This window comes from Acinetobacter sp. D009, assembly GCF_038562025.1.
GTDB classification, from domain to species: domain Bacteria; phylum Pseudomonadota; class Gammaproteobacteria; order Pseudomonadales; family Moraxellaceae; genus Acinetobacter; species Acinetobacter pittii.
The window spans coordinates 965,074-981,384 of record NZ_CP151886.1 but is presented as its reverse complement, the minus strand read 5'-3'; the positions used below and the strand labels follow the sequence as shown (position 1 = coordinate 981,384).

Genomic DNA, 16,311 nt, shown 5'->3' with positions numbered 1-16,311 from the left:
GCAGCCTCGCTGCTTGTATTACAGTGGGGAAAGGAAATTGTTCACTTCCCCCACCCTCATTTCTTATCTTTCTACTTTCAATACAGCCAAGAACGCTTCTTGTGGAATTTCAACACTTCCCACTTGTTTCATACGTTTCTTACCTTCTTTTTGTTTAGAAAGTAGTTTTTTCTTACGTGAAACGTCACCACCATAACATTTTGCCAATACGTTTTTACGCATCGCTTTTACGGTAGAACGGGCAATAATTTGCGCACCGATTGCTGCCTGAATAGCAACATCGAACATTTGGCGAGGAATCAAGTCTTTCATTTTCTCAACCAATGCAATACCACGATGGCGTGCATCATTACGGTGACAAATCATAGCCAAGGCATCAACCTTTTCGCTATTAATTAACACATCAACCTTAACTAAAGCTGAACTTTCAAAACGTACAAAGTTATAGTCTAAAGATGCAAAGCCACGAGAGCATGACTTTAATCTATCAAAGAAATCCATAACGACTTCAGCCATCGGAATTTCAAAAGTAATAGAAACTTGGTTACCCAAGAATTTCATATCTTTTTGTACACCACGACGTTCGATACAGAGCGTCATTACGTTCCCTAAATATTCTTGAGGAACAAGGATATGACATTCAGCAATTGGTTCACGCAAATCTTCTACAGTCGATCCATCCGGCATTTTTGATGGACTATCGATGTAAATCGTTTCGCCTTTCTTAGTTAATGCTTCATAAATTACGGTAGGTGCAGAACTGATGAGGTCAAGATCGTATTCACGCTCTAAACGCTCTTGTACAATTTCCATGTGCAGCATACCTAAGAAGCCACAACGGAAACCAAAGCCTAAAGCATCCGAACTTTCTGGTTCAAAGAATAAAGCCGAGTCATTGATCTGTAATTTTTGTAATGCTTCACGGAATGGTTCAAAGTCACTCGCATCAATAGGGAAAAGACCAGCATATACTTGCGGTTTAACCTTTTTGAAACCCGGTAAAGTTGCAACGTCTGGTGTAGAAGCAAGAGTAATCGTGTCACCTACTGGTGCACCAAAAATATCTTTAATACCCGCAATAACAAAACCTACTTCACCAGCTTCAAGAATATCTGTTTCGGTATGCTTAGGATTAAACACACCTACAGAAGTGACCGGATGAGTTTGCCCTGTCGATTTAACCAACATTTTGTCGCCCTTGCGGATACGACCTTGTTTAATACGAACAAGAGAAACTACGCCTAAGTAGTTATCAAACCATGAGTCGATAATTAATGCTTGTAATGGTGCTTCACGATCACCTTCTGGCGCCGGAATAACATCGACTAAACGCTCGAGTACACCTTCAACACCTAAACCAGTTTTTGCTGAACAGGTTGGTGCATCTGTCGCTTCAATCCCGATAATTTCTTCAATTTCATGAATTACACGTTCAGGTTCAGCCTGTGGTAAATCAATTTTATTTAGAATAGGAAGAACTTCTAGACCTTGTTCAATTGCTGTATAACAGTTTGCAACTGATTGAGCTTCAACACCTTGTGCAGCATCTACAACCAATAGTGCACCTTCACACGCAGCTAATGAACGAGAAACTTCATATGAGAAGTCAACGTGCCCAGGCGTATCAATAAAGTTAAGTTGGTATTCCTGACCATTTGGATGGGTGTAATACAGCGTGACAGAAGCGGCTTTAATGGTAATCCCACGTTCACGCTCAAGCTCCATTGAGTCTAAGACCTGAGCTTGCATTTCACGATCTTGTAGACCGCCACACATCTGAATAAAACGGTCAGCCAATGTAGACTTACCATGGTCAATGTGGGCAATAATCGAGAAATTTCGTATATTTTTGATATCGACGGATTTTTTAGCTTGCGCCATGGGTTACCTTGAGAAAATATAGAGTGCTATGTAGCTTGTTTTAATACACAGCCAAAGCGGTTAAATAAATTGCGTGAGATTATAACAGATTGCCGATATGAAAAAGATATAAATTCTTTCTTTTAAAAAAGCTTTTTAAACTTCTCAACATAACGATCTATTTCTCTTTGAAGAGTACTTAAATCAGAACAGTTTTAGCTCGAACTTAAGTAGACTTGCAGATAAATTATTGCCAGTCTCATTAGCTATATCCCCAATCAATTCAAACCCGAGTTTCTGCACGACTTGTTGAGATCTAATGTTCTGTTCAAATATTTCAGCCCAAACATATTTTATTTGTTTTTGGAATAATCTCTCTTGTTTCAAATACTGGATGAGCCCTACTAGAGCCTCTTGCATATATCCCTCACCCCATGCATTAGGATGAAGTTCATAACCAATGACAACCGCAAAATCATCATCACTCTGTTTGATAGTATTTACACCACATGTTCCCAACATAGTTCCATCTTTTTTAAGACGAATAGCATGTCTAAAACCTAGCTGTTGATTCCATTTTTTATGCATTTTTTCAATTAAAGCCCCAGCTTCTTCTAATGAAGTAAAGGCTTTTAAATCATAAAATTCAAGTACGCTTGAATTTGAAAATAAGTCAAAGACAAAATTTTTATCAGCTTCTGTAAGATCACTTAAGATTAATCGATCGGTTTCTATGGAAAATAAATTCTTCAAATTCCAGCCTCTCTTTTTTACTCACTTATCATACGAAACGGTAAAATCGTAAGGGTTTATGCTTGAGTCAAGCGGCTTATATGCATGGGTAAAAGTTGGTGACATTCGTTTTGGACGTCCTGTAGCAATTTCAATACATGCCCATTTGGTATTCCCAACAAATAATACGGCCTGATCTGATGGGCGGAAAAACACATACTGGCGGAATGAATAAAGTGCATTAATGTCATCTAACCATGTACGTAACACAATTTGTTCGCCTTCAAACGCAGCTTTACGATATTGCACATGATGCTCAACCGCGACCATTGCATGTTTTAACTCAAGATACTTAGTTACCCCCACTCCCAAAGTTTCGACATGAGCAGCAGCTACATCCTGCATCCATTGAACATACATCACATTATTTACATGTCCCAACGCATCAATGTGATGTGGCTGCACCTGAATATGTAAATCAAAAATACTACTCACAAATGAACACTCTTATTTATTAACCTTAAAACTGAAATAAGTGTAGGTAGATATCGCTAAACGCTCAAGATAAATAACAAAAACCACCCATTTTCAGGGTGGTTTATTGATTAGATTGAGGATTATTGAATACGTAAACCAAGCATTGCGCGCTGTCCCTGACGAATAATAGCAACACGTGCTACGGTATTTTTCGGTAAGTTAGAAACAACTTTTGCAAAATCCTGACTATTTAAAATTTGGCTATTATTGACTTGGGTAATCACATCACCTGGAATGATATTTGACAATGATGCTAAACCGCCACGGCGAACATCTTGTACAAAAATCCCGCCTTTTACACTCAACGCATTTTTTTCCGGTTCAGCTAGATCACGAATACTCATGCCTAAAACTGGCCCTTTAGATGCAGCACCTTGCGTACCAGTAGCAGGCGTTTCATCTGGTGCAGTCGTTAAAGTCGCTGAAATATTGCGTGTTTTATCATCACGTAACACTTCAAACTGAACAGTTTGATTTGGCTGTACTTTGTTTAATGCGTACAGTAAATCACTCGTACGAAGTACAGGCGCACCATTTAATTTTAAAATCACATCACCCGCTCTTAGCCCTGCTTTTTGTGCAGGTGAGTTCGGAGAAATTTGAGTAATTAAAGCACCTTCAGGTTTTGGTAATTTATAGGCATCAGCAAGGTTTCGATCAATATCTTGCATCATCACCCCAAGATAAGAGCGTGTGACTTTACCTTTTGTTTTAAGCTGATCGGCAACATCCATTGCTACATCAATCGGAATAGAGAAAGACAAGCCCATATAGCCGCCAGTACCACTAAATATTCGAGAATTTACCCCGACCACTTCACCATTTTGATTAAATAATGGACCACCAGAATTACCCGGGTTTAAAGCCACATCTGTTTGAATAAATGGCACCGAAGTTTCACCGCTCATGTTTCGTGATTTTGCACTCACAATACCGGCCGACGCAGAGTAGTCAAAGCCAAACGGCGAACCAATAGCTAAAACAGGTTCTCCGACACGTAAACGGTCAACATTTCCTACTCGTAAAGCTGGATAGTTAGTTCCATTTACCTTTAACAAAGCAACGTCTGTACGCTCATCACTACCCACCACGGTTGCATCAATTTCACGGCGGTCATTTAGAGTGATGCTGATACGAGAGGCATTTTCAATCACATGGTGGTTAGTAAGTAGGTAACCATCTTTACTAATGAAGAATGCACTTCCGTAAGCTGTCTTTTCTTGTGGACCTTGTTGCTGTGGAATGATGACCTGATTGCCAAAGAAACGTTTTAAAATTTCAGGAACTTGCTGCTGCAACAGTTCATCCTGAGTCATTTTTTTTACGACATTTACACTCACGACTGCTGGACTAACTTGTTCAACAAGATTTGAAAAATCAACAGCAGCATTTGCTTGAACAGCAGCAACTGTAAATACCGCTGCATACATTCCTTGTTGTAAATAGCGAGATTTCATTCGGTGCTCACCCACAATTGGTCTACGAGAATAAGGATAAAACTGTTGTATCACAACGCTTTGAGGTTGTGCGTAACAATATGTTTATTTGTAATACGTCATCACAAGGATTATTTTACGCATTGCAACTTTTTAAGCCAATTGCAATTTTTCTCTGAGTTAGAGCGCTTAAGCTCTTGCCTTTTTAAGTAAAAAGGGGTGTCATTAGCGGACGTTTTAAATTGATGCGAATGGACATGCCTAATTTACAGACAATTCACCACTTTGACGTGATTATTGTGGGCAGCGGCGGCGCTGGTTTAAGTCTGGCTTTATCGTTACCAAATCATTTTAATATTGCAGTTTTAGCCAAAGCTGCTCTAACCGAAGCAAGTACCTTTTATGCTCAAGGTGGCGTTGCTGCTGTTCTTGATGAGACTGACTCTATTCAACAGCATATTAATGACACTATGATTGCAGGCGCTCATTTATGTGAAATGGACGCGGTACAACATACCGTAGAAGGCGGCCGCCCTTCTGTTGATTTTCTTTTAAAACAAGGCGTGCAATTTACCTTAGATGAAGATGAACAGCTTCATTTGACTCGCGAAGGTGGTCACTCGCAGCGTCGCATTATCCATTCTGCTGATGCAACAGGCAAAGCCATTTCAACTACTTTGGTTGAACGTGCCAAAGAACGTAAAAATATTACTATTTTTGAAAATTATATTGCGATTGATTTAATCACCTCGCATAAATTAGGCCATACCGACCAAGCGAATCGTGCTATTGGTTTATATGCATTAGATGAAAATACTGAAAAGGTTCATACTTTCCTTGCACCATTCACCGCGCTGGCTTGCGGCGGTGCGATGAAAGCTTATCTGTACACATCTAATCCAGATATTGCCACAGGTGATGGTATTGCAATGGCTTATCGTGCAGGTTGCCGTGTAGCGAATATGGAATTTAATCAGTTTCATCCAACCTGTCTCTATCACCCTCAAGCACGGTCATTTTTAATTACCGAAGCTATGCGTGGTGAAGGTGCTTATTTGCGCCTACCTGATGGCGAACGTTTTATGTTGCGTTTTGACGATCGTGCAGAACTGGCTCCTCGTGATATTGTTGCACGTACCATTGACCATGAAATCAAGCGTCTTGGTATTCGTCACGTGTGGTTAGACATTACCCACAAATCACCCGAGTTTATTAAAGAGCACTTCCCTACACTTTATGCAAGATTGCTTGAGTTAGGCATCGATATTACCAAAGACATGATTCCTGTAGTTCCAGCAGCTCACTATACATGTGGTGGTGTTGTGGTTGACTCAAATAGCCAGACGGATATTGAAGGTCTCTATGCAATTGGTGAAACGTCTTATACAGGCTTACATGGTGCAAACCGCATGGCAAGTAACTCATTACTTGAGTGCTTCGTTTATGGCATGAGTGCAGCAAAAGATATCGAAAATAAATTTGATGAAAACTTCAAATTACCAGAAGTACCAACTTGGGATGACTCACAAGTAACCAATCCTGATGAAGATGTTGTGATTTTACAAAACTGGGATGAGTTACGTTCGACCATGTGGAACTACGTTGGTATTGTAAGGACTACTAAACGTTTAGAACGTGCTTTACACCGTATTGAAATGTTAAAGCGTGAAATCACGGAATATTATCAAGACTATCGTGTTAGCAAAAACCTGATTGAGCTTCGTAACCTTGTTTTAGTATCTGAAATGATTGTTCGCTGTGCCATGCAACGTAAAGAATCACGTGGTTTACATTACACGCTTGATTATCCGGAAACTTCGAGTGAGATTCGTAAAACTGTTTTGACTCCTCCAAATTTTGCAGTAGAACAGCCATTGGTTAATACTGACATTTAAGTTGTTCTTCTATAAAAAAGCACAGCTTTGGCTGTGCTTTTTTATTTGGTTTGATATTTATGCTCTAGGTGGGATTGAATAAGTCGCGGTCACATGCGCAACAGGTTCATCCAAACCGACCGAATAAATCCAAACCTCACCCACCACTAAACTCTTTCCTACTTTCATGAGTTTACATTCACTACGTAAGTCTTGATCACCCGCAGGTTTTCTTAAAAAATTAATATTAAAGTTGGTGGTTACGGCTAAACCAACAATACCGATCTCACCTAATATGGCAATATATAAAGCAAAATCAGCTAATGTCATCATGGTTGGACCAGATATGGTGCCACCAGGGCGTTGATGCCTTTGATCGACATGATAATAAACAACTGCAGCTTTGGGGGTGACTGATTCAATCGTGCAATGTTCAAGACTTGGTGGAAATTCCTTTTCAAGAAATGCCAAGATTTCTTCTTTTGAGCTTTTCATCCTTGTTATTCTTCAATCTATAAATCATATGTAAGATAGCATAAGAAAATAGCAGATATTTTCTATGACGATTTAAATCAGAATTAACGTCATTTTTCACCACTCCCAAAAATATGAGAGTGGCTAATCCGATGGCCTATGCTAAATATTGCAGAGCTTGCTCAAACACCTGATCTGGACTTTGTGTAGCATCTATTCGCTTAATACGTTCTGGTTCAGCTTTCCATAAGGTTTCATAGCCTTCACGAACCTTAGTAAAGAAGCTTAACTTTTCTTGTTCAAAACGGTCTAAAGCTCCACGTTCACGTGCACGGTTCATACCAAGTTCAATCGGTGCGTCTAGCCAGAAAGTCACCTCCGGCATGCGTGAAACGAAGTTCTGATTTAAAAGTTGTAATTTATCTTGGCTTAAACCACGACCAGAACATTGATAAGCAAAACTCGCATCGGTAAAGCGATCACTTAATACAATTTTGTTAGCTTCTAAAGCAGGCAAAATAACTTGTTGTAAGTGTTGGGCGCGTGCCGCATAAATAAGCAATAGCTCAGTATCATGACTCATATTTTCATCATGATTCACCGCCAAAAGCATAGAACGAATTTGCTCAGCTAACGGTGTGCCGCCCGGCTCTCGAGTTAAAACAACTTGTTTGTCTTGCTCTTCAAAATGCTGATGAATTTTTCGAATGAGTGTAGTTTTACCTACCCCTTCCGTGCCTTCAAAGCTGATAAACATCTCTTTTCCTTATTTCTTCGATCTCAACACGGATAAATATTCTTGCACTGCTTGATTATGAGCTTGCAAGTCTGCCGTAAATTTATGTCCACCATTACCAGTCGCTACGAAATAGATGTTATTTGAATCATCTGGATGCAATGCAGCTTCAATTGCCTTTTGGCTTGGTAAAGCAATTGGAGTTGGCGGTAAACCATTAATGGTATAAGTATTATATGGTGTTGGAGTACGGAGGTCTTCTCGGGTAATGTTGCCTTTATAGTTATTACCCATTCCGTAAATAACAGTTGGATCCGTTTGTAAACGCATACCGAGTTTTAAACGGCGGACAAAAACTCCAGAAACTTGTGTAAGTTCACTGTCTAAACTCGTTTCTTTCTCAACAATAGAAGCCATAATTAATGCTTCATATTTATCTTTATAAGGTAAATTCGGCGCGCGATTTGCCCAAGCTGTATCTAGAGCTTTTATTTGACGATGATATAAATCGGTAAGAATTTTCTTGTCAGTCTCGCCTTTGGCAAAGAAATAAGTATTCGGCGCGAATAAGCCTTCTGGATGATCGTAAGGAATCCCAAGCGCTTTCATAAGCTGATCATTAGGTAAATCCAATATTGTATTTTTTACATTTTTATCATTTTTGAGTGCAGTAATAAGCTGCTTAAAAGTTGTACCTTCAATCACCAAAACACGATTCATCTGAGCATTATCAGCGTCAGATAACATCTCTAACACTTGTCTTACGCTCATCCCTTGTTCAATTTCATACACACCAGCTTTCATGCTGTCATGAATCATAAACTTTTGATAAAGCTTCAATATGATAGGAAAGCTAACTTTATCTTCTTTTGCCAAACGATCAATAAAACCAGAATAAGTTTCCCCAGATGTAATAGATAACATCTGTTTTTTGCCTTCGATAGGATAAGCCTTAAACAAACTTGACCATAAAATGGCAAACGTAAAGATTAAAACAATAAAAAGGCCAATTAGAACCAATCGCTTAGAAAATTTTGGAGCTTGTTTTTTGTTATTTTTCTTGGCGTTTTTTGCTTTCGCATTCACAGGTGGCTTCGGCATATTAATGAATCTGATTTAAGTTAAGGATATGAAATAAATCTATGCATGCCTGTGTATCTAGCGTTTTCTCGCCTAAATGAGTAACCACTCGCATAGGGTTTAAAGCATTACAAAAGAATAGACTTTGTATTTCAGATACTTCATCTAATTCAATCACACGTACTTCACAGGCAATACCATGGTGCTGCATACGCGCCAGAATTTCTGCCCGCATTACACCGTGTACGCCATTATAGCGAAGTTCAGGAGTAATCCATCTATCATTTAAACGAATAAAACAATTACTACTGACCCCTTCAACAATATAACCTTGTACATCAGTAACTAATGCTTCAGCCCACCCGAGTTGATCTGCTTCTTTTTTTAGCAATACTTGTTCAAGGCGGTTTAAAGATTTAAGCCCCACTAAGCTCGGCATGGTTAAACCTAGGGCCTGATTTAAAACACCACACTGGATAAAATCAGGCATACACGGCTCTAAAGCTTTTGGATAAAACCAGATATAAATATCAGCTTCATGTTTCGGCAAAGTATAACCGCGATCGCCTTCCCCACGACTAATCACAATTTTTAAAGTGCCGTTGAGTACGAGGTTTTGCTTTTGGAGTTGCTGTACACTCAGTTCAATTAATTCAAAATTTACAGTTAAAGACAGTTTTTGACATGCAAGTTTTAGACGTTGCCAGTGTCTTTCTTTAAGCTCAATTTGATTTTGAAAAACACGAATTGTGGTAAAGCACCCATCTCCATAATGAAAGGCTCGATCCAATAAAGGAATAGTCTCAACGGGTTGCCCATTTTTAAAACACCACATGTTTGTTCCATCCTTTACTAAAAGCCGCACAACAATACAACACCTTTCATTTAAATAATAAATGATTGATTTTAAAAAATTATACCGATTTCGTATCTGCTTTTGAAACTTGTTATATATCAAGATTTAAGAATAGTTTATCTCTTTTTATTATTTCTATTTTTTTCATATTAAATTCGTTTTTTATTATTTTTTTAGAATAAAGACTAGCGCTATTCTGCGTTCATGTTTTGAACATTTCATATTTTTTGAGGACTTATCTCATGCGTTTTTCTCAATTAAAAGTCGGGGTTATCGCTGCACTTCTTTCTGTTTCGTCATTTGCAGCCCAAGAATTTTTAAACGTTTCTTACGATCCTACTCGTGAGCTATATACAGATTTCAACAAACAGTTCGGTACTTACTGGAAACAACGTACTGGTCAAGATATTGAGTTTAAGCAATCACACGGCGGCTCTGGTAAACAGGCTCGTGCGGTTATCGATGGCTTAAATGCAGATGTGGTGACATTAGCACTTGCAGCAGATATTGATGAAATTGCTGAAAAAGCAAAATTACTTCCAACTAACTGGCAGAAAAAACTGCCACAAAACTCAACGCCATATACATCAACCATTGTGTTTTTGGTGCGTAAAGGCAACCCAAAGCAAATTAAAGACTGGGCTGATTTAATCAAACCAGGCGTAGAAATCATTACACCAAACCCGAAAACCTCTGGTGGTGCTCGTTGGAACTATCTTGCAGCTTGGGCTTGGGCAAAACATCAACCAGGCGGCAATGATGCAAAAGCACAAGAATACGTTCGCCAAATTTATAAACATACTAAAGTTTTAGATTCTGGTGCTCGCGGTGCGACGACTACTTTCGCTGAGCGTGGCATTGGTGATGTATTACTGGCTTGGGAAAATGAAGCTCATTTAGCTATTCGTGAACAGCCAGGCAAATTTGAAATTATTACTCCGTCTCTTTCGATCTTAGCTGAGCCTCCAGTTGCAATTGTGGAGAAGAATGCAGCTAAAAAAGGCAACTTAACCATTGCTAAAGGTTATCTGAACTATTTGTACTCACCTGCTGGTCAAGAAATTGCAGCACGTAACTTCTACCGTCCTCGTAACGCAGCTGTTCTTAAAAAATACAGCAATGTATTTAAGCCATTGAAGCTTGTAACAATCGATAAAGAATTTGGTGGTTGGACAAAAGTACAAAAACAACACTTTGATAATGGTGGTGTTTTCGATCAAATCGTGAAAATCAATAGTGCAGAGAAGTAATTCTTTGCACTAAAGGTAAGGAGAACAGACATGATTCACACTGTAATTGTTCCGGGTGTAGGTGGCAGTGAACATCAGCATTGGCAATCTTGGTTGCAGCGTCAACTCGTGTCTAGTTCTCGTGTTGAGCAAAAAAACTGGGGTAGACCTGTATTAAGCGAATGGGTTGAGCAATTCGTTAAAACAGTTCAAGCAGCTCAAGCTCCTGTTCAAATTGTTGCACATAGTTTTGGATGCTTAACGAGTGTAGCTGCTTTGGCTGAGCATCCAGAATTAAGAAGCCAAGTTAAGAAACTAATTTTAGTCGCTCCAGCGAATCCGGCACGCTTTGGGGAAGCAGGGTTTGCTCGCCATAGCTTGACCGACTACAAAGATTATTTTCATCAATTAAAAATTGATGTGCCTGCAACGCTACTCATTAGTGAAAATGATCCATGGCTCGGCTTTTTTGATGCTTTACAACTTGCAAAATCATGGAAGTTAAATCCCGTTAATCTTGGTGAAGTGGGCCATATTAACGTTGCCTCAGGTTTTGGGCCATTTCCGGATTTGCTGAACTATTTGATTCCAGAAGATTCGATGTGTAGTCACTCATCTATCGACCCGGTAAAAACACATTTCTCTTTGAAATTTGCTTAATACCAATCTTTATACCGCACTGTTTATCTTTATTTATTCGCTTACTGGTTTCAGCAGGCTTTTCTCTTTGAGGAAATATCATGTCGCAGCGATCCCGAGTGCTGCCTGGGTTTGGTCTATCTTTGGGCTTCACCCTCGCCTATGTGTCTTTTATTGTGCTTATTCCATTAGCCGCAGTCTTTATCAAATCATTTGGAATCGGATGGGACGGATTATGGGAAATTTTAACATCTGAGCGTATTTTGAAATCGCTTCAACTCAGCTTTAGTTCAGCTTTAATTGCAGCATTTATTAATGTTGTGTTTGGTCTGCTTTTAGCTTGGTGTCTTGTTCGCTATAACTTTCCCGGAAAGCGTCTAGTTGATGCATTGGTCGATTTACCATTTGCTCTTCCGACCGCAGTTGCAGGTATTGCACTGACTTCACTCTATGCACCTACTGGTTGGTTAGGTCAATATCTGGAACCACTTGGTATTCAGGTTGCCTATACGCCTATCGGAATTACGCTGGCATTGGTCTTTATTGGTATTCCTTTTATTGTTCGAACCGTTCAGCCAGTACTCAGCGATATTGAAACCGAACTTGAAGAGGCTGCTTCAGCACTTGGTGCAAATCGCTGGCAAACTATTACTAAAATTATTTTACCCATCTTACTACCTGCTCTATTTACAGGCTTTGCTTTAGCGTTTGCTCGCGGCGTGGGTGAGTATGGTTCTGTTATTTTTATTGCGGGTAACCAGCCATTTAAAACAGAAATTGCACCGCTGATGATCATTTCTCGTCTTGAAGAATATGATTATGCAGGTGCAACGACCATTGCAGCGGTCATGTTAGTTCTCTCTTTTATCATTCTATTTGTCATTAACTTACTTCAAGCATGGGCAAACCGTCGTACAGGGAGAAACATCACATGAATTTACATACCGACAGCAACGCACTTGCTTTGAAGTTACAGTCTCGTGATGCGACACGTGAGCCAACTTGGGTACGTTATACCCTTATTACAATCGCACTGATTTTTTTCCTCAGTTGCCTCATGCTGCCACTTATTTTGGTTTTCGTAGAAGCATTTAAACAGGGACTTGAAGTCTATGTTCAGGCTTTGATTGATCCAGATACCTTATCAGCAGTGAAATTAACATTACTCACCGCAGCAATTGCAGTTCCAATTAATGTGATATTTGGTGTTGCTGCAGCTTGGGCTGTCTCTAAGTTCCAGTTTAAAGGTAAGGCAATTTTAACCACTATCATTGATATGCCTTTTTCGGTTTCCCCCGTTATTGCAGGTTTAATGATTGTTCTAATTTTTGGTGCGCAAGGTTGGTTCGGCGGCTGGTTAATGGACCATGACATCAAGATTTTATATGCCGTACCTGGAATTGTTTTAGCAACCATTTTTATTACGGTTCCATTTGTGGCACGTGAGTTAATTCCACTCATGGAAGCTCAGGGAACAGAGGAAGAAGAAGCAGCAATTGTACTCGGTGCATCAGGTTGGCAAACTTTTTGGAAGGTCACCCTCCCTAACATTAAATGGGGCCTGATTTACGGCGTGATTTTGTGTAATGCCCGTGCAATGGGTGAGTTTGGCGCAGTATCAGTGGTTTCTGGTCATATCCGTGGTGAAACCAATACCCTGCCACTTCATGTCGAAATTTTATATAACGAGTACACCTTTAGCGCAGCCTTTGCCGTGTCCTCACTGCTTGCCTTCTTAGCTCTTTTAACACTGATTTTAAAAACCTGGTTAGAGCTACATCAAGATAAACCAGAACCGCATTCAACTGATTCGTAAGGAATGAAATCATGAGTATTCAAGTTAAAAATATTGAAAAACACTTTGGTGCATTCCATGCGCTTAAAAATATTTCCCTAGACTTTCCAGAAGGTGAACTGGTTGCGCTACTCGGACCATCTGGTTGTGGCAAGACGACTCTGCTTCGTATTATTGCAGGTCTAGAATCAGCCGATGGCGGTCAGGTTTTACTTGAAGGTGAAGATGCGACTAATGTACATGTACGTGAGCGTCAGGTCGGCTTTGTATTTCAGCACTATGCTTTATTCCGTCACATGACTGTATTTGACAATATTGCCTTTGGTTTACGCGTTCGCCCTCGTGCAACCCGTCCTTCGGAAGCTGAAATTAAAAAACGTGTCACTCGTTTACTTGATCTTGTTCAACTAGGCTTTTTAGCAGACCGATACCCTGCTCAACTTTCTGGCGGACAACGTCAGCGTATTGCTTTAGCCCGTGCTTTGGCAGTAGAACCTCGTGTGTTATTACTTGATGAACCATTTGGCGCTCTGGATGCCAAAGTACGCAAAGAATTACGCCGCTGGTTACGCAACTTACATGATGAATTGCATATCACTTCAATTTTCGTGACTCACGATCAGGAAGAAGCACTTGAGGTTGCAGACCAGATTATTGTCATGAATAAAGGTAATGTTGAGCAAATCGGCTCACCTCGTGAAGTTTATGAAAAACCTACAACGCCATTTGTATTTGATTTCTTGGGTCAGGCAAATCGATTTGAAGGTGAACATACGGAAGGTATCATCCGTATCGGTAATGACCGTATTCAACTACCAACAGCAGTTGAGGCGCCTCAAGGAAAAGTGATTGCTTTTGCCCGTCCAGATGAGTTACATATTCACTCGCAACCGCAAGCGAATACCATTGAAGCGACTTTTGTACGTGAAATCTGGATTGCTGGAAAAGTAGTGGCCGAATTACAAGACCGTAATGGACGTTTAATTGAAATTGCTCTGAGCAGTGAAGCTGCAAAATTACATGCATTTAAACCTAATCAAACTGTTTGGGTGAGCGCATCTCAATTGCACTTATTTGCAGACCAAGTTGCTTAAGAAATATATTTGGTGAGGAAATATCTTGCGGATCTTTAGACGCTCCTCACCTCTTTTGAGGAAAAGTGTAAATGAACTTTCAACAATTAAGAATTATCCGAGAAACAGTACGCCAAAACTTTAACTTGACGGAAGCATCGGCTGCACTCTACACATCTCAATCGGGTGTAAGTAAACACATCAAAGATTTAGAAGATGAATTAGGTGTTCAACTTTTCGTTCGTAAAGGTAAACGCCTTTTAGGTTTAACTGAACCAGGCCAGTCACTTCTTAGTATTGTTGAACGCATGTTAGTGGATGCTGAAAATATTAAACGACTTGCTGAAGATTTTAATAAGGTTGACGAAGGAACATTAACGATCGCAACTACGCATACACAAGCGCGTTATGTATTGCCTCCAATTGTTAATCAATTTAAGAAATTATTTCCAAAAGTTCATTTGATTTTACAACAAGCTAGCCCTGTCGAAATTTCAGAAATGCTTTTACAAGGCGAAGCGGATATTGGAATTGCAACCGAGTCTTTAACGACTGAAGAAAATCTGGCTAGTATTCCTTACTACCAATGGCAACACAGTATTATTACCCCGCAAAATCATCCTTTAGTGCAGGCGGATAAGATCACTCTAGAACTTTTAGCAGAATATCCACTCATTACTTATCATGGTGGTTTTACAGGTCGATCTAAAATCGATAAAGCCTTTGAAGAAGCTCACCTAGATGCAGATATCGTAATGTCAGCTCTTGATGCAGATGTTATCAAAACCTATGTGGAACTTGGCATGGGTGTCGGGATTGTCAATGACGTGGCTTATGACACAGAACGTGATTATCGTTTAAAGCAAACCAAAACTGATATTTTTGGTGTTAATACCACATGGATTGCGGTTCGAAAAGGCCATCTATTACGCGGTTATGGTTACGAATTTATTTCTTTATGCTCACCTGATGCAGATATTAAAGCGCTTAAGAAAATCGCTTATCCAGATGAATAAAAATTAAAATAAATAAAAGAGCTTTTTAGCTCTTTTATTTATTTTATTAAGTACAAAAAAACGAGCCGTAGCTCGTTTTTTCTTTTTGATCTTACCAGTAGAAGTTCACACCAACTTTACCAACTGGTAACCATTGGTATTTATCATCATTACGGATTTCGTTTTCTTCAGCACGTAAGTCTTTATCAAAGTCAGCACCATTAACATTAACAAATGTACCATTTGATTTAAGATTTACACTTGGGTTACCAGTATAGTAAGCACCTACCTCACCAAATACACCCCAGTTTTTATTGATTTTAGGTGCAAAACCAAAACCTAAATATGGGGCGATATCATTTTTATAACTTAATTTACCATCCACTGAACCATTAAAGTTATAATTATTACCATTTACTTTAATAGTACCGTCTTGCGAACGTTTAGTTAGATCGTAATCGTTATCTAAATAAGCAGCACCCGCAGCTACATATAAACCTTGAGCCCAACGGTTAGCACTTGCACCCCATGGACGAATCTCAGCATTTAAGTAGATATTATTGTTATCCATATCTAGGTCATATTTAGTACCATTTACAGAAACATCATCTGTCCACGAAATGTCACCACCATTATAACCAAGAGCTAAACCTACATATGGGTTTGCTTGCCATAATAAAGCACCACCGTAACCAGTTGTACCTACCTCAGCACGTGCCCCCACAGGAATTAATTGGTTTTTGTCAAATGCGTAACTGTCATGAACAACGGCTTCATCTGCCATAGTAGCGCCAGCAGCGAATAAAGCTGTTGTAGTGACTAATACACGTAATGCTTTCATAGTTTTCTCCTCAAAAAGGCTCTGTTTTTAATTTATTCATCTTGTGACTGAAATCATAATAATGACAGCTTAGATTCTTTTTTATACAAAAAATGCTAGATTTCTGTTATTTTTTGATACAAATTGAGTTAAATTTTTATTTTCAAATCATTTT

16 protein-coding genes are annotated in these 16,311 nt (G+C 39.3%); 7 read left to right on the top strand and 9 right to left on the bottom strand.

Features of this window, described 5'->3' with window-relative positions; translation table 11 throughout:
• Positions 1-63: 63 nt before the first annotated feature.
• From lepA to AAC388_RS04585, 4 genes are all read right to left on the bottom strand, one after another.
• Positions 64-1,881 carry a translation elongation factor 4 gene (gene lepA / locus AAC388_RS04600; RefSeq protein ID WP_002118606.1) on the bottom strand — a complete coding sequence of 606 codons (1,818 nt, stop codon included), beginning with the start codon at positions 1,879-1,881 and terminating at the stop codon, positions 64-66.
• Between the two features lie 183 nt (positions 1,882-2,064).
• Positions 2,065-2,613, bottom strand: coding sequence for a GNAT family N-acetyltransferase (locus AAC388_RS04595; protein WP_262519511.1), 549 nt, complete (start codon positions 2,611-2,613; stop codon positions 2,065-2,067).
• A 21-nt stretch (positions 2,614-2,634) separates the two neighbouring features.
• A complete protein-coding gene (locus AAC388_RS04590) occupies positions 2,635-3,087 on the bottom strand; it encodes an acyl-CoA thioesterase (RefSeq protein WP_005073148.1) in 453 nt (150 codons plus the stop codon).
• Between the two features lie 122 nt (positions 3,088-3,209).
• Entirely contained in the window at positions 3,210-4,586 is a 1,377-nt protein-coding gene (locus AAC388_RS04585) for a Do family serine endopeptidase (protein WP_342371255.1), read from the bottom strand.
• 230 nt (positions 4,587-4,816) lie between these two features.
• Here AAC388_RS04585 and nadB point away from each other — a divergent pair, with 230 nt between their 5' ends.
• On the top strand, positions 4,817-6,460 hold the full coding sequence (gene nadB, locus AAC388_RS04580) for an L-aspartate oxidase (protein WP_000367525.1): 1,644 nt from the start codon (positions 4,817-4,819) through the stop codon (positions 6,458-6,460).
• 57 nt (positions 6,461-6,517) lie between these two features.
• On the opposite strand, the gene AAC388_RS04575 is transcribed toward nadB, so the two are convergent.
• From AAC388_RS04575 to pabC, 4 genes are all read right to left on the bottom strand, one after another.
• Positions 6,518-6,934, bottom strand: a complete 417-nt coding sequence (locus AAC388_RS04575) for a PaaI family thioesterase (RefSeq protein ID WP_130173530.1) — start codon at positions 6,932-6,934, stop codon at positions 6,518-6,520.
• 136 nt (positions 6,935-7,070) lie between these two features.
• Entirely contained in the window at positions 7,071-7,670 is a 600-nt protein-coding gene (gene tmk / locus AAC388_RS04570; protein WP_017399255.1) for a dTMP kinase, read from the bottom strand.
• A gap of 9 nt (positions 7,671-7,679) precedes the next feature.
• Positions 7,680-8,750, bottom strand: a complete 1,071-nt coding sequence (mltG, locus tag AAC388_RS04565) for an endolytic transglycosylase MltG (protein WP_017399254.1) — start codon at positions 8,748-8,750, stop codon at positions 7,680-7,682.
• Position 8,751: 1 nt separating this feature from the next.
• Positions 8,752-9,564: an aminodeoxychorismate lyase gene (pabC, locus tag AAC388_RS04560; RefSeq protein ID WP_032035945.1), complete on the bottom strand. Its 813-nt coding sequence runs from the start codon at positions 9,562-9,564 to the stop codon at positions 8,752-8,754.
• A gap of 263 nt (positions 9,565-9,827) precedes the next feature.
• Here pabC and AAC388_RS04555 point away from each other — a divergent pair, with 263 nt between their 5' ends.
• The 6 genes from AAC388_RS04555 (at position 9,828) to AAC388_RS04530 (ending at position 15,337) form a co-directional block, all read left to right on the top strand.
• Positions 9,828-10,835, top strand: coding sequence for a sulfate ABC transporter substrate-binding protein (locus AAC388_RS04555; RefSeq protein ID WP_001212602.1), 1,008 nt, complete (start codon positions 9,828-9,830; stop codon positions 10,833-10,835).
• 30 nt (positions 10,836-10,865) lie between these two features.
• Positions 10,866-11,474, top strand: coding sequence for an alpha/beta hydrolase (locus AAC388_RS04550; RefSeq protein WP_078225215.1), 609 nt, complete (start codon positions 10,866-10,868; stop codon positions 11,472-11,474).
• A gap of 80 nt (positions 11,475-11,554) precedes the next feature.
• Positions 11,555-12,388 carry a sulfate ABC transporter permease subunit CysT gene (gene cysT, locus AAC388_RS04545; RefSeq protein ID WP_005073131.1) on the top strand — a complete coding sequence of 278 codons (834 nt, stop codon included), beginning with the start codon at positions 11,555-11,557 and terminating at the stop codon, positions 12,386-12,388.
• Entirely contained in the window at positions 12,385-13,269 is an 885-nt protein-coding gene (cysW, locus tag AAC388_RS04540) for a sulfate ABC transporter permease subunit CysW (RefSeq protein ID WP_002118746.1), read from the top strand. Before cysT ends, cysW begins: the two co-directional genes overlap by 4 nt.
• 11 nt (positions 13,270-13,280) lie before the next feature.
• Complete coding sequence (locus AAC388_RS04535) at positions 13,281-14,342, top strand: sulfate ABC transporter ATP-binding protein (RefSeq protein ID WP_014207378.1); 1,062 nt, start codon at positions 13,281-13,283, stop codon at positions 14,340-14,342.
• Between the two features lie 71 nt (positions 14,343-14,413).
• Complete coding sequence (locus AAC388_RS04530) at positions 14,414-15,337, top strand: CysB family HTH-type transcriptional regulator (RefSeq protein WP_002118601.1); 924 nt, start codon at positions 14,414-14,416, stop codon at positions 15,335-15,337.
• Between the two features lie 91 nt (positions 15,338-15,428).
• On the opposite strand, the gene carO is transcribed toward AAC388_RS04530, so the two are convergent.
• On the bottom strand, positions 15,429-16,157 hold the full coding sequence (gene carO, locus AAC388_RS04525) for an ornithine uptake porin CarO type 4 (protein WP_342371254.1): 729 nt from the start codon (positions 16,155-16,157) through the stop codon (positions 15,429-15,431).
• Positions 16,158-16,311 lie beyond the last annotated feature (154 nt).